This window comes from Paenibacillus sp. PvR133, assembly GCF_017833155.1.
In the GTDB taxonomy this organism is placed as follows: domain Bacteria; phylum Bacillota; class Bacilli; order Paenibacillales; family Paenibacillaceae; genus Paenibacillus; species Paenibacillus polymyxa_B.
This window is the reverse complement of sequence record NZ_JAFIBS010000001.1, coordinates 5417776-5439751: the sequence shown is the minus strand read 5'-3', so window position 1 is coordinate 5439751 and position 21976 is coordinate 5417776. Positions and strand designations below refer to the sequence as shown.

Here is a 21976-nt window from a genome sequence, read left to right as displayed (position 1 = left end):
TAGACTAGAGGTGAGAGCTTAATGAATATAAAGAACAAAGTTTTGTTTAAAACGGCGTTGCTATCCATTTCCTTAGTCCTGACGTCAGCGAGTGCCATTTCGGCTGTCATACCGATGATGCTGAACCAATTATCAGGCGTCTCCAGTTCGCTGATTGAAAGCGTAGTCACGATTCCATCCTTCTCGATGATGCTGTTTGTGCTGTTGAGTGGTCCGATTTCTTCCCGATTGGGTAAGAAAAATACAGTCCTGCTAGGACTTTTGCTGGTGGTCATCGGCGGAATACTTCCTATGTTCACGACTAATATTACATGGATTCTTGCGCTGCGTTTGGTACTAGGTGCAGGTCTCGGGATGTTCAATTCACTGGCCGTCAGTTTAATTAGTGATTTTTTTGAAGGGGATGAACGCGCTCAATTAGTAGGCTTTCAAAGCGCCGTTCAAGGACTCGGAAGCAGCTTGGCTACCTTTGTGGCAGGGCAGCTCGCCCTAATTGACTGGCAGTTCGCTTTTTTATGCTATGGAATCACCATTCCTATTGCGCTATTATTCTTTCTGATCATTCCCGAACCAGAGCGCGGTGAGCCTACAGTAGAGGATTCGACAGAAAAGGGTCACAAGAGCGGGGGAATATCCATACCTGTACTTGGATTAGGGGCTGCACTTTTTCTGTTTATGACTTTTATCATGATTGTATATACCAAAACAGGCATTATGATTGCTGAAAAGAGCATGCCCAATGCTGGTTTTTTAGGAACTGCGTTAACGCTGTTTTCCTTGTCCACCATGATTGCAGGCTTCTTGTTTGGTAGAATCTATAAATGGTTTAGAAATTACGCTCCCTTTATCTCCAGTCTATTAACAGCAACTGGTTTTGTACTACTATGGTTTGCTCAGAATGTTACCATGGTTACCGTTGCTATGTTGATCATTGGCTTTAGTTTTGCGCTGTTTATTCCTTATATTTTTACCATACTAACTAAAATCGTACCTAAAGGCAGTGAGACTTTATCCATTTCCATTGCGATGGTAGGGTCCAATTTGGGAGCGTTTGCTTCGCCTTATGTGATCAAGTTAGTTGGCGTGTTGTCTGGAAATGAAACGGCTTCATTTTCCTTCCTTGTTTCTGCGATTGTATTTACGATTGCAGCACTCCTTTGTCTGGGAATCGCTATTAGAGGAAAGGGAAGCAAAACTCAAGCGGCAGTCCACAGTTAATGGGGAGTCTGAAGGAGGAGTCAGTGTTTATGAACCTTCATGAGTTGGATCAGTTGCTGAGAAACAAAACGGAAATTGAACTTTTACAACAGCAAAACAATCAGGTAATTAATGATCTCTCCAAAGAATCGGAGAATGAGCGTTTTTTTGATATAAATCAGAATATATACCGTATGCCCGCTTTATTTTTCTTTGGAGAACATGATATTTATATTAGCAAGCACAATAGATTTGCTCCGATGCTGGAGCACATGCATGAATTTATCGAATTAAACTATGTTTACTCAGGTAAGTGCAATCAAATCATAGCAGGCAAAGAAATTCAGCTTTGTGAAGGCCAAGTATGTGTCCTCGATAAGGATGTGCCTCACAGCATCGCTCCTTTGGGAGAAGACGATATACTGATTAATATCTTGCTACAAAGAGAAACGATTTCATCCCTATTTCTGCAGCGGCTATCTAAGAAAAAAAGCCTGATTGGCGAATTTCTAGCCAACTCTGTCCTCCAGCATCAGCACCATAATCACTTTATTATTTTTGAGTCACAGCACAATGAGAACCTTCAATATATATTGCGTAGAATCTTAATCGAATATTATTCCAGGCAAGAGGATTCGATGGAATTGGTGAAGGCTTATTTGCAAATTGTATTTGGAGAATTGGTCCGTGTATTGGAAAGCGAGCATAATATTCACTTAAACCAGCAGGAGAATAATATTACCTCTATTCTGAATTACATGGAAGAGCACTATCAGCATTTAAGCCTACAGCAATTATCTAACCATTTTAATTACAATAGTACGTATTTAAGTAATAAGTTAAAAAAAGTAACCGGTCTTACTTACACTCAGCTTATTGCCAACATTAAACTCAATGCAGCCTATTCTTTGGTAGTGAATACCAATCTGCCGTTCGAAATGATATTTAAGCAGGTGGGATATAACAGCATGAGTTTTTTCTATAAAAAGTTTAAAACAGCGTATGGTGCCACCCCGCAAAATATCCGAAACAAACAGTTGAGGAAATGAAGGATTACAAGGACGTCCAATTCTAATGGGCGTCTATATTTGTTATAATATCTGCAAATTCATAAGCTGGTGTTTATAAGGGAGGATACATCCTTGGAAGCAATACTAAGACGTCACTGGCCGGAGTGGAACGGAACGCTGCAGAAACGAACCGGGGGTTGGAATAATACGACGTATTTTGTTAAGAGTGGTGGGCGAAACGGAGTGCTGCGCGTCTACGATACACACAAGGATCGGGACAAAATTGAATTTGAGCATGCAGTTTTGCAGGAGCTGAGTAAGCATTCACTATCGTTCAGGACACCCACGCCTATTCCGACGGTCACGGGAGAGACGCTTGCTCAACTGGAGACGGAAAGCGGTAAATATGTGTGTCTGTTCGAATACATAGAAGGCATATCACCCCTGGAGCAGGATTCAAGCTTTGCCTATACTTTGGGCGAGACTACGGGGGAATTATCGGCTGTGCTTGCGACATTCAATCTTGATATGACTCCAGTCTATCGACCGTATTATGCTTTGCAGCAATCCTATCCGTTGTGTAACCGGGAAACGGTTCAGGGCTTTTGTTTACATCCGCCTGAGCCTCTAAAGGATTTGCATGAAGAACTGCGATTAATAGGGGAAGCTTATGAAGAGATTACAGATTCGCTTCATGCATTGGAAGAGTTGCCGCATCAGCTTGTACATGGAGACTTGAACGCTTCCAATTTGTTAGTAAAGGATTCTGATCATAGTCTAGTAACCGCACTGCTTGATTTCGAATTTTGTACGCTAGACGTTCGGGTCATGGAGCCGGCGGTCATCTTATCAGGATTTTTTGGACAACTAGAGGAGACGACAGCAGTTCGGGATTTTTGCCGGGGCTTCAGCCGCCAGGTTCATTTAAGCCACACTGAGATTGATGCTGTGCCTATATTGATGCTGCTTAGGAAGGTAGACGTATTTCTTCATTTTTTGAGTCGCTTTCTGGAAGGAACGGATCAGTCACACGTATTGCAAGAGCAGGTCAAACAGATCTCTGCCGACTTGCGCCAGCTTTCCACCAGCAGTAGCTGGATTCAGGAGGAGTTGGTCCAAGCTGGAACAGTGTAGGAATAAACGAGCTAGATGCTGCGTTATGTTATAATCTTTGGGAAAATTGAGCCTGGGTGCATTGAAATGTACTCGAAACTGGAGGAACAGATGAATAGTTGGCTAACGAACGCATTACGGCCGTACTTCGGGCTGGAGGCGCTGGAAGAGCATTGGGATGTGGTAGAAATTAAAGAAGGATACTATATTTGTGTGGATGGAGACGTAATTCGCAAGCGAATTTCTTCCACTGAGGATACCTATGGAGAAACCGATGTAGAGATTTTTACTCGTGATCGGGCATTTGTTTTGCCTAAAACGGCTCGTGGCAAAGAGAAAAAGCTGAATTACACAAGTGTTTCGAGCATCAAGGCAGAAGGCGTGACCTTTTCAGCAGGCATTCGAAGGGATCGTCCTCTTAGTTATGTTACTGCTGTGAATAGCAAAACGGGTGTGAAACTCCCTATTACGGGATGTGAGCATTTACATAGTAAAGAAGAGATCATCGATTGGCTTCAGCAATATCCGTCACTTGTGCCCAAGGATTACGATCGCAGGTTGCACCGGTTGAAGCATATGAAAAACCAGCGTTATAAAACGGTCCCAGGAGACATCTTCCGCGTGGAAATAGACCTTTTCACAGATGGATATGTGCTGGTCGTTGGAGATTTGCGCCAAATGCAAAAGGATCAGTTGTTTGCAGAGGAGAGCATTTGGAACAGTGTCATGACCATGCCTTTATTCGTACGTCCATATTTGTTTACGAGTCGTGACCGTTCAACAGCTTTGGAATCTATCACATCCGCCCCATTATCCGAAACGACCTGGATTGTTATGGATGATTCCTTTATGCGGGGTGCCTATGAGCGAGTAGGGCATAAGCTGTTAGTGGAAGAGGATATTGTGTTCCCCATCGGCTATGGCTGTAGTACGGATAGTAGAAAAGAAAAAACATATAGTCTGTCCTGGGGAACGGGCACGGTTTCCAAACCGGAAGGGGAGACCGTGTTCAAGTCCTCGCGAAAATTTTCAAATAACGGTGCTTATTCAGGTATCGTTGCCGACTGTTTTGGCTCCTGGGAAGAGCGGGAGTGGCACAAAACGCTGGATAATCCGTTACATCAGGATGAACGTCGAAAAGCACTGGCCGAATTCGGATTCCCGGAAGACATTTCGTATGATGAGTTCAACCGTCAAACGGGAGGACTGACGCGTTCGGAATATCTCGCATATTTGGCAAGAACCTATGGCGGGAAAAAGTGATACAAACGAATTGAATTTTTTAATAGGAGGGGCCTATGAAATATCTTAAAGATTGTCCGGAACCAGGCATGGGAACCTGGTATTTTGAAATAGATTCGGATGGAATAGCCTATCGACAAATTGTCATCCAGGATGACGGCACGTATATCGCCTCTAATCGCAAGCACGAGCAGTATCATTTCTTATTAGCTGAGAAAGCGATTGATGACACGGAGCCCTATTATACGCAAATTACAAAAAAAGAGTTTGAAGAAGTATGGTCCAATTATCTTCACACCTTGAACCAGGAATGGCATCAAATCAAAAATGCACTGCCCGTTGGAACTAAGGTAAAGGGTTATATTGAAGTATTTTTCCCACACGGTACGCTTATTCATATTTTCCAGCATCATGCGGTCGGATTGTCAGACACTCGTACATATGAGGAAAAGACACCATCCGAGTGGATGTATCCGAAGCATGAGGTCACGGCCATTGTAAAAGGATACGACGAAGTGAATCAGTGGGTGATTTTAGATCAAACGCAGGTTTTAAAAAATCAGTTCGCAGGTTGAAAGTGAATTTTGGGATATGCGGGAAGGGGAATGAACATGCATACTTTAACGGTTGATGAACTGGTAGATAAGGATAACCATGCATGGGAAGAGGTCAGAAATATTCTGAAAGAAGGCCGGAATTCACATCAAATTGTATCGGCCGAATCGGAATCCACTCCAGGGGACACGCTGTACCGTTTGCAGGTGAGTACGAAATCGTATTTGGGAACAGTTGCCTATGAGACAGGAGGAATCGTGTTTGATTACGGTTGGATCACCTTGCTGGGTGCGGGTGGCTCTGGAATTTTCGGTAGCTTGACCTCATGGAACGGGCTTCAAGAACCGGAAAGTGTTCCTGCGCTTGAGGGGATGCTAATGGTGGCCTATGATGCAGCAGGTGGATTTTTTGGATTGGATATAGGGAAATTCGGACGTAGCGGTCACATCTACTATTTTGCACCAGATGCATTGGAATGGGAATCCACTGAGCTGGCCTATTCCGGTTTCTTGAGCTGGTTGGCTGAGGGAGATTTGGGCTTGTTCTACCAGACATTCCGCTGGAACGGTTGGCAGAAGGATATGGAGCAACTTCAGCAGGGAGAGGTATTTGCATATTATCCGCCGCTATGGACCCAAGAAGGTGGAGGGGAGACCAGCAGCAAGTCGCCTATAGACATTACAAATGCATGGCAGGTGGCATTGGATAAGGAATAGCTTTTGTGGTAGAAACAACAACTCTTAGAGGCATCAAGGCATGGAGGTTGGCACATATGTGGAGTATTCAATTTGAACAACCGTTTGTAATAAGTCAGGAAGCAACTGATGAACAAATCGCGAATTTTTTGAAAACATGGAACATAAAGCTATCCGAGCAAGAGATTCACGAAATCAAGCAAAGACAAGTGAACCCTTTTCCAAAGTCGTCTCCTTTCTATGATCAATATAAACCTTTAGATCCTGTTGGCTGGCATCTGCCCCAAGGACAATTTCCTGACAGCTATATGGAGTTTTTGAAATATTCTAATGGTGGGGAGTTTCAAAATGGAGAACGTTATTTTCAGTTTTTCAATACCGAAGATTTGAGAGAAATGAACCTCGCCTACGAGTTGCCGGAATATATGCCGGGTGCTGTGTCGTTTGCGATGGATGGGTGCGGAAACCACTATATGTTTGATATGAGAGAGGAAAAAAGAAACAATGAGTATCCCGTTCTTTTTGCTCATTCTGGTAGTCTGGGATATGACGAATGTGAACAGGTTGCCCATTCATTTATAGAGCTGTGTACGGAAAAATGGGCATTGTATTGATACCTGCATGATTCTGCCCAATATATAGCCAATAGTGAGAAGTCTACAAACAGTCCCCTTGAAGGAACTCTTCATTGGGACTGTTTGTAGCGGATATGCGATACACAATCAGGACCATGGGATTCTTGCACAAAGCTATCTTACATATGTTGTGGCCTGATTGCCGGCATAATCTTCAAGCACGATCTTTAGCGAGCTGGTACGAGAAGTAGGGGTAAAAGTCAGTTCACTTAATTTTGTTCTTCCCCGGACAATGTAAGGAAACTTTTTCGATACATAAGTTACGCCAAATTGCTTGGGCACATCGTTTTCGTATACATATAAACGATGCCAGTCCTTCAAGGTTGGTAGAGCAAGCGTATACGTTGACCCAGTGACCGTCACATTCTCTTTTACATAAGGCTCTTCTATCGTCGTGTCTGCGAGATACCCGGTGTATGCTACAGGTTCATGATTGCCGATAGCGATACGTAGTGTGTAGCTATCACCGTTTGTGGGCAGATCGGTAAACGTAGCCGTTTCAGCGCCATTGTCCGACGTAATGGTTTTATGGAATACGGTGTCCGTATAGTCGGTGATCAAGTTCAATTTAACCGTTCCGTCCGCTTCAGAGGGATTTTTCCACGTTACTGTAGCTTCACCGTTTTCTTGAGTCTCCACCTTAATATGACTGACGGCAGCATTCAGATCGTAGCTTAATCGAGCCGGTTCGCTTTCCGTTCCATCAGCCCCAACTGCAGTAAGCATTAATTCACCGGATTTATGGTTTAGGGATTTAATATAATAGGATGAGTCATAAATTCCGCCGATATAGGAGCCGTTCTCATACAGATTGTATTGTTTAACTTTTGAGTAATCCTCAAGGTCCCAGGCTACGAGCATTTCGTTCGTATCGGTCAGTGCCTTGGTGATTTTGAATCCCGTCGGCGCGGCTGGTTTCAGGACAGAATGGTCTGTTATCTTGATTTGGCCGATATTCATCTGATAGTTTTTGATTGTTTTATTCGCGTTATCAAAAGATAAACCGAAAGCTACAATTGTTTCTCCTTTATAGGCACTCAAATCCAGATTGTGGCTTACCCAGCCCGTGGTTTGTTTACCAGAGTTAGGGATGCTGACTTTTACGACTTGGCCGGGGTTATCTTTGAAAATAAGTCCGATACTCAGCACCGAGCTGTCATCGGAGGAAGGCTTATTGTACGTGATGGACAAGTTTGAATTCTTATTTACCGACAGATCCGTTTTATACAGGCGTAAAAAGTTATCTGAATTCAGCTCTCCGTTAACGACGAGGGAGCTGCCACCCTGATAAGCGCCCACAGGCTGATAGGTAAACCGAGTGCCTTTGGTATAATTCGGACCATAGTCATAGTCAACCGAGAGCGGTTTACCTTTGGTATCGAGCCACCATTGCCAAGTTACCGGGATATCCTGAATATTGATGTTGGACCATTCCTTGGGATTGGAGATGACTCCATTCACGACATACTGCAAGCCATGTCCAGTATTGAAGCTGGTATTAAAATGGGAGCCACGGATGACAGAACGTTCGGCGATATATGCCGCGATACCGTCCCAGTTTGCGCCCGAAGCTTTTACATCGGACAAATCTACACTTGGGTTTCTTTGTGCACGGACGGGATTCTGATTCGGACCTGACCACCAGACACGGTCGCGGATAAAGGTCATCCATTGATACGCATTGTCAGCTCTGCGATTGGTGTCCTGTCCGCCAAACTCTTCATCCAGCGCATTATGTGTGAAATCTGCTCCCAACGTCGCGATACTGTTCATTGGCTGCCCGTTATCACCGATATTCAGACGAAGATCGTATTTTTGCTTCCATCTGCCAAAGTCACCGTTCCCGCCCTCAATCCCAGCAAAAACGGTTTTAAGAGAGTCTAGACCCAATTGCTTGGCATGGTCGCGGGAGCTTTTCAGCTTCGCTTTGTCCCACCAATAATTGAGAAAAATAGAATCGGACACCTGTCCGTATTGCTTGTCTTTGACAAACGGGCTGTTCACGGCATTAAACTCATTTTGATAAGCAATTTTAACGGTTTCGTTTATGGTGGAGTCGTACCATTGCACATACATGCCCTGATCTCGCAAGTATTTCATAAACTGCTTGTAACGGGGGATATCCTCTGTAGCTACGCCTTTAGAAGCTTCCTCCTGGTTGATGAAGTAGCCGTCATAGCCATAATATTTCGCCATTTCGATCAATTTTTTAGCTACCGGAAATCCACCCTGAGCATCCTGCACGAGCATTTGCTTATACGTTTGCGGTCCACGGTCATTATCCGAGAAAAAAATACAGGCGATGGAGAGAACGCCGTTTTTGTGCGCCGCATTCGTATAACCCGGATTTGGAATGTTCAGAATGCCGAACTCGAACCATTTTTCCGTCCAATCCTTTTGGGGATCGTATAGCTCTTCGGGTACATGGGCGGTAGGCATGCCATGCCAGTAGCCGTAATAGTCGGTATACTGCCAATAGTTAAACAAGTATTGACTGAATTTATTGGTATAGGAATAGCTATCAAAAAAAGCGTTTCCATAATCGCCGCTAAGTGTAAACATTTGCGTGTCAGGGCTTAAAGCAGGTTGGGCCTGTGTAGCGGCGAAGGAGCTGTTACGTTGTTGCAGAGGGACGCGAGCGCGAAGCATATCTCCATAGACATCTTTGGTAGGAGTCCAGTCCAAAATATGTGAGCTGGCGTATCCGTGCTGATAAGGCTGATTCGGCCCTTTGGCGCTTTCTCCTTCATATGGGAGGGTATCGCCTGCATAAACGGATGGAGAGAGGGTTTGACTTAACAGGACAGAAGTCAAAACCAGCGCAGTCCATTTTAAAGCGAACTTGTGAACCTTGTTACGTTTCATAGCTCATCCCCCTAACGTGTATTTATCCCCCTAAAGATAATCAATAAAACGGTTTTTACATAGAGGCTAAATTAAAGATATGGCGTTTAAATTAAAGAAAATCCTCATTTTCATGAATGCGCTTACTTATATCCAGCGAAGGACATGGTATACTTTATTTACGCATGAACGATCCTGGAGGGCTTATACGATGAAAAGGGGCAATAGATACACAGCTTATTTTAAAAACAACATGTTCCTGAGGATACTATTGTTGTTCTCCTGTATTGCCATTTTGTCAATTATTACGATTGCATATGTCACGTATATATCCATATCGCAATCCATGATTCGACGGGAACTGGATACCCAGAAAGCAGCGATGGAGAGTGTTGACCGCTATATCCATCTCCGGCATGAATCCGTTCAGAACATGGTGCGGGATATGTACCGGAATGAGGCGCTCTCGATGAACGTTTCTTTTTTTATGGACCACGCGTATTCCGAATATGTACAGCACCGCATGGACGAGACGTACATGGAGAGTCATGATTATTCAACAGATGTGCTCACTTATTTTAAAAATTGGCTGGATGAAAATAGCGATATTAGCAATTTGATATTGTACAGTGCCGACCAGCAATATTTGTCCACCTTCAATGAGAGCAAGCAATTCAAGCAATTCCCGGTGCATGCGGCGCGTTCCTTTGTACCGGATGTGATGGCTGCCGAAAGCAAAAGCGTCTCTGCTCCGAATTACTGGATTCGGAAGGCGATCGATCAGTGGAGCCCCTCGTTATATTCGTTACAAGTCCCCATTAACAATAAGCAAACACTCAAAAATACCGGTCAGCTTCTGGTGTTTCTAAATTCCAAAAGTATCTCCAATGCACTTTCCAGCTACGGGAACAACCTAAAGGGCGAAATTATCGTTCTGTCCACCCATGGAACGGTTCTGTTCGATTCAAGGAGTAACTATTACGGGAAAACGTATCCTTATGTCGAAGTGACCCGATCATTATATGACGATGTGGATTCCGATGCCGGGATCATTCAGGCGAAGCAAAATATGTACATCAACAAGCTGATTTCTCCGGACGAAGGATATGTCGTGATTGGGGCAGTCCCCAATGAGGAAATGGCTCAATCGTACCGGGGTATCCGTAATACGATTTTGACAATCAGTGTCGTTTGTATTCTGTTTGCTGTGCTGTTCCCTGCCTTTTTCGTCATTAACTTTGCTAAACGAACGAATCGGATTATTAAATTCACCCGTCAGGTGAAAAATGGCGATCTTACAGCTCGTATCCAAGACCCCCAAGAGGATGAGCTGGGACAAATCTCTCGAAGCTTCAACGATATGCTGGACGATCTTAATCTATATATTGAACGGGTGTATAAAGCAGAGATCAAGCAAAAGCAAACGGAGCTTGTTGCCTTGCAGGCACGTATTCATCCACATTTTTTGTATAACACGCTTGAAGTGATACGAATGAGGGCGATTTCCCAGGGAGCCAAGGATGTAGGAGAAATGATCTATAGCTTATCGGTATTGTTCAAAAGCCTGGTTCAGCAGAAAAAAATATACACGCTTAAAGATGAATTGGAGGCTTGCAGATTATATCTTGAGTTGTTCAGAATACGCTACAAGGAAAGGTTCAATTACACGATTACGGTCGACCCCGAGTTGTATACTCGTTCTGTCATGAAGCTGATGCTTCAACCCATTATTGAGAATTATATTGTTCATGGTATACAAAGCGACCGGAATGATAATGTGCTGACCATTGAAGTGAGTGAAACGGGGGAGGTTCTGCTGGTTGAGATCCGTGACAATGGGAAGGGCATTGAAGGGGAGCGTTTGAAACAGATTCTGGAGGAACTGGAACGCCAGGAAGAAGACGGACAAATGTTTGGACTACGCAGTGTGCACACCCGACTTCGGTTTTTACACGGAGCCGATTCCGGGATTGAACTGGAGAGCCGCAGCGGCGAGGGAACGACGATTCGGGTACGATGCCCTAACAGGGAAGGGATGGATGCCATATATGTATAAAGTATTTATTGTAGACGATGAGCCTTTTATCATTGAGGGATTATACGATATTGTGGATTGGACCTCTTTTGGGCTAGAAATTGTCGGACATGCGGAAAATGGATCTTTAGCGCTGGAAGCGCTGGCCTCCAGACCCGTGGACGTACTGATTACGGACATTTCTATGCCGACGATGAATGGTCTCAGGCTGATTCATGAGGCGAGAAAGCTGCATGCTGACTTGAAGGCGATTGTGTTGAGCGGATTTAATGAATTTGATTACTTGAAGGAAGGCATGAAGCTGGGCATCGAAAATTACCTTTTGAAGCCGATTAATGTGGAGGAACTGGAATCCACTTTATGCAATACAATGGAGAAGTTGGACAGGTCCCGGTTGGATCAACAATATGAGACGTTTGGGGTGCAGGTTCTCAAGGAAAATACGTTGTACCGTTGGCTGACAGGACAGATTGCGCCTACAGAATTCCAGGAACGTGCTGAATTGATAGGTTTTTCGTTAAATATCCCCTTCATGGAGGTAGCTGTGTTACGGACGGAAGGGGATTCGGCAGGAATGCATCAACAGTTAAGGCAGTACATTCAACACCAGCCCGATTTAACATTGTTTCGCGATGTTGATGCGGTTAGTGTAATCATTGCCGCACTACCGAATTATGATGAGGGCAGACAGGACTTGTTAACGCTCTTGGAGGATTTTTCTGTTCAGTGGTCGACGGACGGGGAAGAAACGGTGTATATCGGGATAGGCAGCGCCGGTTCGCTTGCTGCAGCTCCACGCAGCTATAATGAAGCTAAAAAATCTTTGGAATATTTTATGATATATAATGACCGCCGGATCATTGACTATACAATGCTGGAGGAGAGCGAGGGCAACGCTGGCGAGACTTGTTCCATCGACTGGAAGGATTATGTGAAGCTGATTATAGCAAGAGACCTAGATGCGCTTACCGCACGAATTCAGAGTGATTTTGAGCAGCTTCAGCATCTTGAAAGTGTTACCCCGGATGAATTGCGGAATATGGCGCTGGAGCTGGTGATCCGGTTCAAGATGGAGCTGGAGAGCATCAAGCATTCCAATGAGTCGGAACGGTTTCAGCAGGGGCTTCACCAGATAAAATGCTGTACGACATTGGCAGAGCTGGTGAGTGCGCTTCAGCATGTGGCGACAGAGACGGTGAATTCACTGCTGCAAGATATGAAAAACCCTATCGTAAGTCAGGTGCTGTCCTATATCCATGTTCATTATGCCAAGGAGCTATCATTAAAAATATTAGGATACCAGTACCACCTTCATCCCGTTTATCTCGGTCAGTTGTTTCATAAGGAAACGGGCGAAACCTTTGCTGAATATATCAATCAGTACCGGATTAAAAAAGCCAAGGAACAGCTTAAAAATACCAATCTCAAGGTACACGAAATTGCGCGGAACGTGGGGTATTGGGAGACGGGATATTTTTATAAGCAGTTCAGAAAATATGTGGGCATTTCCCCGACAGACTATAAAGGATTGGGATAAATACCAGGTGTACATGGATTTCTTTAATTTGTACCTTGGTTTATTAAGTTTATCTTCTTTATGAAAGTGCTTACATTAGTTAAGGTTAACGTAGTTGCTTCATAAATGAGGATTTTGCAAAAATCCCATAAGCGACTTCCAATGAACAAGATAGGGTCAAATTCCAATTCATAAGGGAGGATCATACATGGGTAAAAGCAAAAGAAGCTACTCGCTTGTTCTCGTGATGTGTATGGTGTTGACGCTCGTTCTCAGTGCTTGTGGAGGAAGCAGCGGTGGCGGGGAAACGACGAATGGAGGAGCGGAAAAACCGGTAGAACTGATCTGGTACACCATTGGTACGCCTCAAAAAGATGTAGATCGGGTGATGGAAGAGGTTAGCAAGTATACCCAAAAGAAAATAAACGCCACGATTAGAATGAAAATGGTCGATTGGGGCGACTACCCGCAAAAAATGCAGGTGAACGTGGCTTCGGGAGAGCCCATGGATATTGTATTTACGGCTTCCGGTGGCTTTGATTATGTGCAAAATGCCAGAAAGGGCGCATTCATGGAACTGGACGACTTGCTTGACAAGTACGGCCAGGATCTTAAAAAGACGATTGACCCTGCGTTTCTGGAAGGCTCTAAGGTGGATGGACATCATTATGGCATTCCTGCCAATAAGGAGCTTCCACAGCAAGAGGTATGGCGGTTCAATAACAAATTGCTGACCCAATACAAGCTGGACCTTTCAAATGTCCGCTCATTGGATAGCCTGGAGCCTCTGCTCAAAACGATTAAAGAAAACGAGCCTGGCGTAACTGCATTCGGCATGGACAAAAACTATGTTCCTTATGTTCCATATGACTATATCATTCAAAACCTGCCGATGGCTGTCAAACTGGATACCACGGATTATAAGATCGTAAACATCTTGGAAACGCCTGAAATGAAGCAGGCGCTGAAGACGATGCATAAGTATTACAAGGCCGGATACGTATCACCGGAAGCTGCAACCACAGGCTCGACCAATGATTTAACTACGTCCGGGAACTGGTTTCTGGATCGTGCGCAAACTCAACCGCTGGCCGATAACCTGTGGTCTGCAAGCTACGGCTATCCGGTGATATCGACACCTGCCAGCGATCCAATTGTGACCAATACGTCTGTACAGGGCTCCATTATGGCGATCTCGGCAAACTCGGCAAACCCTGAAAAGGCGATGCAGTTCCTGAACCTGCTGAATACAGATCCGGTATTACGCAATATGGTTGACTCCGGTATTGAAGGAGTGCATTACAAAAAAAAAACAGATGGCCAGTATATCGAAAATCTGGCTAATTCCAAAAACTATGATATGCCTTCGTATTCACTCGGCAACAATATGCTGTTGTATCTGAATCCGAATGATCCGGCTGATAAATGGGAGCAATTCAAGAAGTTCAATTCGGAAGGAAAAAACTCTCCAATCCTAAGCTTCAACTTTGACAGCAGTAAAGTATCTGCGGAGATGGCAGCCGTTCAGAACGTCAAAGAGCAATTTTGGGCTTCGCTGATGACAGGCACGCTGGACCCGGAAACGAATCTCCCGAAAGTGATTGAAAAATTCAAGCAGGCTGGTCTGGATAAGGTGATGGTGGAAGCGCAATCCCAGCTTGATGCCTGGAAGGAAAAAAACAGCAAATAATATTTTAGGTCGTGAAATATAGGAGAGATCGGGCGGGTGTAAGTTACGCCCGGTCTTTTTCCAATAGCTATTTTAGCTGCTTTTCTCATAACAGATTGGGGGGGATACCTATGGCCGCATTTTTCAAAAATGTGATGAGAAACAAAGTTATGCTGTTCATGGTGCTACCCGGCGCTATCTGGTTCTTCTTCTTTTCATATCTGCCGCTGGTCGGGACAGTGGCTGCTTTCAAGCAATATCGTTTTAACAGGGAAGGATTCTGGGCCAGTATTTATACGAGCAAGTGGGTGGGTTGGGATAACTTCAAGTTTCTGTTCAATAACAACGATGCCTATGTCATCACGCGAAATACCCTTTTGTATAACCTGGTCTTTATTATTCTCGGACTTGTGTTTTCGGTAGCTATGGCTATTCTGCTCTCCGAACTGATTAATAAACGATTGGCGAAGCTGTACCAGACAGGCATGTTTCTCCCGTATTTCCTGTCATGGGTCATTGTGGGCTACTTTGCCTTCAGCTTTCTGAGCATGGATCGGGGGATGCTGAATCAAATTCTCGCAGGGTTTGGCATCGAGCCGGTTCAGTGGTATTCGGAGGCTGCTTATTGGCCGTATATCTTGATTCTAGTCAGTCTATGGAAGGCGATTGGATATAACAGTGTCGTTTATCTGGCTTCGATTTTGGGGATCGACAAAGCCTTGTATGAAGCAGCCATGATAGATGGAGCCAGCAAGTGGCAGCAAATTCGTAATGTGACGCTCCCTTTGCTCTCGCCGATCATTATCATAATGACGCTGCTTGCGGTTGGTCGGATTTTTTATGCGGATTTTGGTTTGTTCTATCAGGTTCCAAGAGATTCGGGCACCTTGTATTCGGTAACGAACGTCATCGACACCTATGTATATCGCGGGTTGAAAACGACAGGGGAAATTGGGATGAGCACAGCCGCAGGTTTGTATCAGTCGGTGGTTGGCTTCGTTCTCGTCATCCTATCCAATCATGTTGTGCGAAAAATAGATAAAGACAGCGCTTTGTTCTAAAAAAGAGGAGAGGGGTGTGGACTGTGGCTTCTGGAAAAGAAAGAAAAAAACGAGATTTCCATCATATTTCACGGGGCTGGAATGTTGTTCTGAATGTGGTAGCAGGGGTGTTCGCGTTCTTGTGTGTATTTCCCTTTTTATTCGTCGTCATTATTTCCCTAACCGATGAGAAAACGCTGGCGCGGGACGGATATCGGTTACTCCCGTCCCAATGGAGTCTGGAGGCTTATCGTTTCATATTTCGTACCAGTGATACGCTACTGCGCTCCTATGGGGTGACGATTGCTGTAACGGTCATCGGTACGGTGATCAGTCTCATTCTTATTTCATTATATGCGTATGCTATTTCACGAAAGAGCTTCCGTTATAGAAGATTTTTTTCGGTTTTTGCAATTTTAACCATGCTCTTTAATGGCGGAATGATCCCGACCTATATGGTCGTTTCCCAATTGCTCGGGCTTAAGGATACGATTTGGGCTTTGATTTTACCGCTGGCTATGAATGCCTTTTATATTATGATCCTGCGCACATTCTATAGCACCAGCGTGCCAGATGCCATCGTCGAATCAGCCAAAATAGATGGGGCAGGCGAGTTTTACACCTTTTTAAAAATGGTGCTTCCGCTCTCTCTGCCTGGACTTGCGACCATTGGTTTATTCAGCACGCTTGGTTACTGGAACGACTGGTTTAATGCCCTGTTGTATATTGACAATCCCAATCTGGTGCCACTTCAGTCCATGCTGATGCGGATTGAATCCAGCATTCAGTTCATCCAGCAAAATTCGCAGAATAGCTCTATGAGCCTGGCTGCGCTTCAATCCATTCCGCAGGATACTTCACGAATGGCGATGGTAGTACTGGCGACGCTACCTATTATATTCGCTTATCCATTTTTCCAGCGTTATTTTGTGCAGGGGCTTACGGTTGGGGCTGTGAAGGAATAACAGGGGAGGAGAGGGCATGACCATGTTGATTTATAAAGATAAAAGCAAACCGATCGAAGAACGGGTGGAGCACTTAATCGGTTTGATGACAATAGAGGAAAAGGTGGGACAGCTTGTGCAGCCCTTTGGCTGGCAAGTGTATGAGCACACAGATGGGGAATTGTCCCTACATCATGATTTCAAGCAGCAGGTGCAAAATGGGGGAGTCGGTTCCTTATACGGGGTACTTCGCGCTGATCCGTGGACCGGGGTGACCTTGGAGAATGGTTTATCTGCCAAGCAAGGGGCGGAGGCTGTGAACTTGATCCAACGCTATGCGGTAGAGCATTCCCGGCTGGGCATCCCGATACTGATCGGTGAGGAATGCTCTCATGGGCATATGGCGATTGACGGCACTGTGTTTCCGGTTCCGCTGTCCATCGGCAGCACATGGAATGTCGATCTGTACCGCGATATGTGCCGTGCGGTTGCGAGTGAAACCCGCGCTCAGGGTGGGGCGGTCACGTACTCGCCCGTGCTTGATGTTGTGCGTGATCCGCGCTGGGGACGCACAGAGGAATGCTTCGGCGAAGATCCTTATCTCATCGGTGAATTTGCTGTTGCCGCAGTGGAGGGGCTTCAGGGGGAAAGCTTACTCAGCGAACATAGCGTAGCTGCTACATTAAAGCATTTTGCAGGCTATGGCAGCTCGGAAGGCGGACGTAACGCCGGACCTGTGCATATGGGCTGGCGCGAGCTTTTGGAGGTGGATCTGTATCCATTTCAAAAAGCGGTGGAAGCAGGGGCGCAATCTGTTATGCCAGCCTATAACGAAATCGACGGGGTCCCGTGTACAGTGAATGCTGAGCTATTGGACGATATTCTTCGTCAGGCGTGGGGATTTGACGGTGTGATCATTACGGACTGTGGCGCGATTGAAATGTTGGCGAGCGGGCACGATGTGGCCGAGGATGGATCGGATGCCGCTGTGCAGGCGATTCGCACAGGGATTGATATGGAAATGTCCGGCGAAATGTTCGGAAGTCATCTGGCCGAGGCGGTTCGCGTTGGCAAGCTGGAGACGAGTGTGCTGGATCGGGCGGTTCGCAGGGTGCTCACGCTAAAATTCAGGCTGGGTCTGTTTGACAAACCGTATGTGGATGCGGAACGAGCAGAGCAGGTGATTGGTCAGGCGGAGCATATTCGGTTGGCTCGTCAGCTTGCGACAGAAGGGATTGTGCTGCTCAAAAACGTCGATGGAACGCTCCCCCTGCCGAAAACCTCCAAGCGTATTGCGGTCATCGGCCCGAATGCGGATCAGGTCTACAATCAGTTGGGAGATTATACATCACCGCAGCCTAGATCCCGCGTGATAACTGTACTTGATGGTATCCGTGGCAAGCTGGGCAAGGATCAGGTTAGCGTTCTGTACGCACCTGGCTGCCGGATCAAGGGAGAATCCCGGGAAGGCTTTGAAAATGCACTGGCATGTGCGGCTGAGGCCGATACAGTGGTGATGGTGGTTGGAGGATCCAGCGCCCGCGATTTCGGGGAAGGGACGATTGATCTTAAAACCGGCGCATCGAAGGTATCGGATCACGATTGGAACGACATGGAATGCGGCGAAGGCATCGACCGGATGACGTTGGGGCTTGCGGGGGTACAACTCCAACTCATGCAGGAAGTCTACAGGCTGGGAAAGGAACTTGTCGTCGTTTATATGAACGGGCGACCGATTGCTGAGCCGTGGGTGGAGCAGCATGCGCACGCCATTGTGGAAGCATGGTATCCCGGTCAGGAGGGGGGACATGCAATCGCGGATATTTTATTTGGGGATGTAAATCCTTCGGGACGTTTGACCCTCTCCATCCCTAAGCATGTCGGCCAGTTGCCGGTATATTACAATGGCAAGCGTTCCCGGGGCAAGCGGTATCTGGAGGACGATTCCGAGCCTTGCTATCCGTTTGGCTACGGTCTCAGCTACACGACATTTAGCTATGAAAGGCTTACATTAAGCACCAACTCGATCCGAGCGGACGAATCCGTTACGGTTACAGTCGATGTAACCAACACGGGTGAACGGGAAGGAGCTGAGGTAGTACAGCTTTATATCTCGGACACGGTGAGTTTGGTGACCCGCCCAATCAGGGAGCTCAAGGGCTTTTGCAAAGTTGTATTAAAGCCGGGAGAAACACGGACGGTTGAGTTTGTTGTAGGCTCCGACAAGCTGCAATATATAGGGCGTGATCTACAGCCGGTCGTTGAGGCAGGGCGATTTTCTATTCAAGTAGGCAGGCACTCCAAAGATACCCTGTGTGCCGAGTTGATCGTACGGGAGGATGAATAATGGAGCGTATCAAACGCCTGATTCGGGAATTGTCGGAATGCCAATGGCTGGAGAAGCTGGATTTGCGAAGCTGGAACATTACACGCTCCACTTACCAAACACCAGGTCAATACGAAGACGACGCACCTTTATCGGAAGGACTGGACCTCAAGCGATTCCCCAGCAGTCAGGGGACGACTTATTTTTTTCAAACGCAGTTGGATGTACCGACAGCGTGGTTGAGAAAACCTTTTGGATTGGTGTTTGAGTCCGGGGGAGAAGGATTGCTGCGGGTCAATGGTGCTGCCTATCACGGGCTTGATCGCAATCATACCTATGTCACGCTTAATCCGCAGGTCATCGGGCCTTCACCGGTATTGGATATAGAACTGTTTGATCCTGTACCCGAACCCGTTGATCCACTTAATCGGCAGGCTGTCATTCAACCTCCGATTTCTTCTATTACAAGCTATCTTGTACGGCTAAACAAGCCCGTGCAGAGTCTGATGTATACCGTTACCGTTATTAGCGAAGCCGCTCTACTGCTGCCTGAGGGCGATATCCGCAGAATACGCCTGCTGAAAGCTCTGTATGGGGTGATGGATTGCTTTGCGAATTTGGAGGAAGACGCCATTCGAGAAGGGGGAGCGATCTCAGCGACAGAAAAGGAGCTCATTCAGCAAGTTCAGGAGATCGGTGGGAATGCGCAAGGTTTGGAGCACATGGTAGGACAGTCGCACATTGACATTGCCTGGCTGTGGCCGATGAGCGAGACCGTACGGAAAACAAGCCGAACCTTCTCAACGGTGGATGCGCTGATGGATGAATACCCGGCATATCAATATGCACAGAGCCAGCCGCTGCTGTTCTCTTTTGTAAAAGAAAATGATCCAGAGCTGTATGAACGGGTCAAAGCGAGAGTCGCCGAAGGACGGTGGGAGCTGGTTGGGGGGATGTGGGTAGAGCCTGATTTGAACCTGCCCAGTGGCGAATCACTCATCCGCCAAATGCTGTATGGTCAGCGTTTTTACCAACAGGAATTCGGCAAAACCTCTCATATCGAATGGTTACCGGATACGTTCGGCTACTGTGCGTCCCTGCCGCAGATTTTAAAGCATGGGAAGATAGACTATTTTATGACGACCAAGCTCGGCTGGAATGATACGAATGTGTTTCCTTACGATTTGTTCCACTGGGTGGGCATCGATGGTACTTCGATGTTGTCCTACCTCAATCATGGCGTGAATGAAAATACACGGCCACAGGACATTCATGACCATTGGCAGTCCTATCGTGAAAAATCGGCTCATCCTGAGCACATGTTGCTCTATGGACATGGAGACGGCGGCGGTGGAGTTACGCGTGAAATGCTGGAATATATAGAGCGTTCTCCGCTAATGGTGGGACTGCCTGCGAGTCGGTTCAGCACGGCGGGGCAGTTTTTCGCAGGCATAGATCAGGCGCATCCGAAGCTTCCCCAATGGCATGGTGACTTGTACCTTGAGTTGCACCGGGGAACCTACACGACCCATGCTCGCAACAAACGTAATAACCGGAAAGCGGAGGGAGTCTACCGCGAGGCAGAGCTATGGAGCACGCTGGCATTACCAAAGCTGGAGCCGAAGCAGGTGCAGGACATCTGTTCGGCATTGCATGAGGGCTGGAAGCTGATTTTGTTGAATCAGTTCCACGATATTATCCCCGGCTCTGCGATTACCGAGGTTTACGGCACTTCGGATAAGGAGTATCAGCAAATTTTCGAATGGGGACATGTCGGGCTTCAACAGGGGATTACGACGCTGGCGGCTCAAGTGAACACGGAAGGCTCGAGAACAGGAATGCCGTATCTTGTGTTTAACAGCCTGGGCTGGAGCCGTAGTGCCGTGATCCATATCGCTACGGAATCGGCAAAGGGATTGTATGCCTACCACTACGCTAATGATGAAGCCGAGCGGCTGGACATCGATGTGGAGGAAGGCGGCATTTCGGTGCGTATTCCGGATGTTCCTGCACTGGGCTACAAAACGATTTGGTTGGAGCGAGAACAGGCTCAAACAGGTGAGAAGCCCGAGCTAGCTGTGATATCTGGATCGCTGGGGGATATCTGGGAGACGGGATTTTATAAGGTGCAATTTAATGAGCGGGGCGAAATGATTCGTCTGCTGGATAAAGCGGCAAACCGTGAAATCTTGAAGCAAGGGGAACGGGCAAATCGTTTTCATTTTTTCCATGACCGTCCGACCTTGTGGGATGCATGGGACTTGGATGACCGCTATGAGGAACAGGTAGCAGGAGAAGCCGAGTTGCTGGAAAAACAAGTAGTGCTCCAGGGGAAAACGAAGGATGTGCTGCGCTTCCGATGGCGAATCCATCAATCTGAAATGACACAGGATGTGATTTTTTATCATCATGAGCGGCGAATTGATTTCAGGACGCATGTGAGCTGGAATGAAGCGCACAAGTTGCTAAAGGTAGGCTTTCCTATAGATGTGGTTACGGACAAGGCGACATATGAAATTCCTTTTGGTGCTTTGGAGCGGCCGACCCATCAGAATACGAGCTGGGAGCAGGCGCAGTATGAAGTGTGTGGACACCGATTTGCGGATGTTTCCGAGCACGGGTATGGTGTGAGTCTGCTCAATGATTGCAAATATGGCTACGACATTCAAGACAGCACCATCCGTCTGTCTCTGCTGCGTGCACCCAAATGGCCGGATAAAGATGCCGATCTGGGCGAGCACGATTTTACGTATTCGCTATATCCGCATGTGGGAGACTGGCGCAGCGCCCATACCTTGCGTCATGCGGCTGAGCTGAACCAAGATATGCCTGTTGTGCAACAGCAAAAGCGCAGCACTGGAGTGCTGCCGAGCAGCGGATCGTTCATTAACTTTGATAGCCGTCACGTTATGCTGGATACGATCAAGCCGGCCGAAGATGGACTGGGGACGATTCTTCGTTTGTACGAATCTTCTGGGGGACGGGAAACGATCAAGTTGCTCTGGCCTTACACGTTCAACGCAGCCTACGTGTCGAATGCGCTGGAGGAACCCCTTCAGCCGCTTGAGCTGGAAGGTAGCTGTCTCACATTGTCTTTTACACCTTATGAAATTAAAACGATACGCTTGCAATAGATATGATAAAGGAGCGAAAAA

15 protein-coding genes are annotated in these 21976 nt (G+C 46.5%); 14 read left to right on the top strand and 1 reads right to left on the bottom strand.

Going from position 1 to position 21976, the window contains the following annotated elements; all coding sequences use genetic code 11:
* Nucleotides 1-21: 21 nt before the first annotated feature.
* The 7 genes from JOE49_RS23740 (at nucleotide 22) to JOE49_RS23710 (ending at nucleotide 6426) form a co-directional block, all read left to right on the top strand.
* Complete coding sequence (locus JOE49_RS23740) at nucleotides 22-1218, top strand: MFS transporter (RefSeq protein ID WP_028542294.1); 1197 nt, start codon at nucleotides 22-24, stop codon at nucleotides 1216-1218.
* A gap of 29 nt (nucleotides 1219-1247) precedes the next feature.
* Nucleotides 1248-2246 (top strand): AraC family transcriptional regulator, encoded by a 999-nt coding sequence (locus tag JOE49_RS23735; protein ID WP_034095071.1) that lies wholly within the window; start codon nucleotides 1248-1250, stop codon nucleotides 2244-2246.
* Between the two features lie 93 nt (nucleotides 2247-2339).
* A complete protein-coding gene (locus JOE49_RS23730; RefSeq protein WP_209943146.1) occupies nucleotides 2340-3341 on the top strand; it encodes a phosphotransferase enzyme family protein in 1002 nt (333 codons plus the stop codon).
* A 90-nt stretch (nucleotides 3342-3431) separates the two neighbouring features.
* Nucleotides 3432-4583: an Imm26 family immunity protein gene (locus JOE49_RS23725; protein WP_209943144.1), complete on the top strand. Its 1152-nt coding sequence runs from the start codon at nucleotides 3432-3434 to the stop codon at nucleotides 4581-4583.
* A 35-nt stretch (nucleotides 4584-4618) separates the two neighbouring features.
* Nucleotides 4619-5137: a hypothetical protein gene (locus JOE49_RS23720; RefSeq protein WP_209943142.1), complete on the top strand. Its 519-nt coding sequence runs from the start codon at nucleotides 4619-4621 to the stop codon at nucleotides 5135-5137.
* 36 nt (nucleotides 5138-5173) lie between these two features.
* Nucleotides 5174-5833: a DUF2625 domain-containing protein gene (locus JOE49_RS23715; protein WP_209943140.1), complete on the top strand. Its 660-nt coding sequence runs from the start codon at nucleotides 5174-5176 to the stop codon at nucleotides 5831-5833.
* Nucleotides 5834-5889: 56 nt separating this feature from the next.
* On the top strand, nucleotides 5890-6426 hold the full coding sequence (locus JOE49_RS23710; protein WP_023989666.1) for an SMI1/KNR4 family protein: 537 nt from the start codon (nucleotides 5890-5892) through the stop codon (nucleotides 6424-6426).
* 135 nt (nucleotides 6427-6561) lie between these two features.
* Here the strand turns inward: JOE49_RS23710 and JOE49_RS23705 are convergent, their stop codons facing one another.
* A complete protein-coding gene (locus tag JOE49_RS23705; protein WP_209943138.1) occupies nucleotides 6562-9312 on the bottom strand; it encodes an endo-beta-N-acetylglucosaminidase in 2751 nt (916 codons plus the stop codon).
* Between the two features lie 190 nt (nucleotides 9313-9502).
* On the opposite strand from JOE49_RS23705, the gene JOE49_RS23700 reads away from it, so the two are divergent.
* From JOE49_RS23700 to JOE49_RS23670, 7 genes are all read left to right on the top strand, one after another.
* On the top strand, nucleotides 9503-11347 hold the full coding sequence (locus JOE49_RS23700) for a sensor histidine kinase (RefSeq protein ID WP_068942190.1): 1845 nt from the start codon (nucleotides 9503-9505) through the stop codon (nucleotides 11345-11347).
* Nucleotides 11340-12863, top strand: coding sequence for a response regulator transcription factor (locus tag JOE49_RS23695; protein WP_209943136.1), 1524 nt, complete (start codon nucleotides 11340-11342; stop codon nucleotides 12861-12863). The genes JOE49_RS23700 and JOE49_RS23695 overlap by 8 nt, the downstream gene beginning before the upstream one ends.
* 187 nt (nucleotides 12864-13050) lie before the next feature.
* Complete coding sequence (locus JOE49_RS23690; protein ID WP_209943134.1) at nucleotides 13051-14532, top strand: ABC transporter substrate-binding protein; 1482 nt, start codon at nucleotides 13051-13053, stop codon at nucleotides 14530-14532.
* A 110-nt stretch (nucleotides 14533-14642) separates the two neighbouring features.
* Complete coding sequence (locus tag JOE49_RS23685) at nucleotides 14643-15572, top strand: ABC transporter permease (protein ID WP_209943132.1); 930 nt, start codon at nucleotides 14643-14645, stop codon at nucleotides 15570-15572.
* 23 nt (nucleotides 15573-15595) lie between these two features.
* Entirely contained in the window at nucleotides 15596-16516 is a 921-nt protein-coding gene (locus tag JOE49_RS23680) for a carbohydrate ABC transporter permease (protein WP_028542304.1), read from the top strand.
* Nucleotides 16517-16538: 22 nt separating this feature from the next.
* Nucleotides 16539-18842, top strand: coding sequence for a glycoside hydrolase family 3 N-terminal domain-containing protein (locus JOE49_RS23675; protein WP_209943703.1), 2304 nt, complete (start codon nucleotides 16539-16541; stop codon nucleotides 18840-18842).
* On the top strand, nucleotides 18842-21955 hold the full coding sequence (locus JOE49_RS23670; RefSeq protein WP_209943130.1) for an alpha-mannosidase: 3114 nt from the start codon (nucleotides 18842-18844) through the stop codon (nucleotides 21953-21955). Before JOE49_RS23675 ends, JOE49_RS23670 begins: the two co-directional genes overlap by 1 nt.
* The last annotated feature ends 21 nt before the right edge of the window (nucleotides 21956-21976 follow it).

Bases quoted from the DNA above. Each gene is read 5' to 3' on its own strand.
- JOE49_RS23740 (WP_028542294.1), top strand. From the start codon at position 22: ATGAATATAAAGAACAAAGTTTTGTTTAAAACGGCGTTGCTATCCATT.
- JOE49_RS23735 (WP_034095071.1), top strand. From the start codon at position 1,248: ATGAACCTTCATGAGTTGGATCAGTTGCTGAGAAACAAAACGGAAATT.
- JOE49_RS23725 (WP_209943144.1), top strand. From the start codon at position 3,432: ATGAATAGTTGGCTAACGAACGCATTACGGCCGTACTTCGGGCTGGAG.
- JOE49_RS23720 (WP_209943142.1), top strand. From the start codon at position 4,619: ATGAAATATCTTAAAGATTGTCCGGAACCAGGCATGGGAACCTGGTAT.
- JOE49_RS23715 (WP_209943140.1), top strand. From the start codon at position 5,174: ATGCATACTTTAACGGTTGATGAACTGGTAGATAAGGATAACCATGCA.
- JOE49_RS23710 (WP_023989666.1), top strand. From the start codon at position 5,890: ATGTGGAGTATTCAATTTGAACAACCGTTTGTAATAAGTCAGGAAGCA.
- JOE49_RS23705 (WP_209943138.1), bottom strand. From the start codon at position 9,312: ATGAAACGTAACAAGGTTCACAAGTTCGCTTTAAAATGGACTGCGCTG.
- JOE49_RS23700 (WP_068942190.1), top strand. From the start codon at position 9,503: ATGAAAAGGGGCAATAGATACACAGCTTATTTTAAAAACAACATGTTC.
- JOE49_RS23695 (WP_209943136.1), top strand. From the start codon at position 11,340: ATGTATAAAGTATTTATTGTAGACGATGAGCCTTTTATCATTGAGGGA.
- JOE49_RS23690 (WP_209943134.1), top strand. From the start codon at position 13,051: ATGGGTAAAAGCAAAAGAAGCTACTCGCTTGTTCTCGTGATGTGTATG.
- JOE49_RS23685 (WP_209943132.1), top strand. From the start codon at position 14,643: ATGGCCGCATTTTTCAAAAATGTGATGAGAAACAAAGTTATGCTGTTC.
- JOE49_RS23675 (WP_209943703.1), top strand. From the start codon at position 16,539: ATGTTGATTTATAAAGATAAAAGCAAACCGATCGAAGAACGGGTGGAG.
- JOE49_RS23670 (WP_209943130.1), top strand. From the start codon at position 18,842: ATGGAGCGTATCAAACGCCTGATTCGGGAATTGTCGGAATGCCAATGG.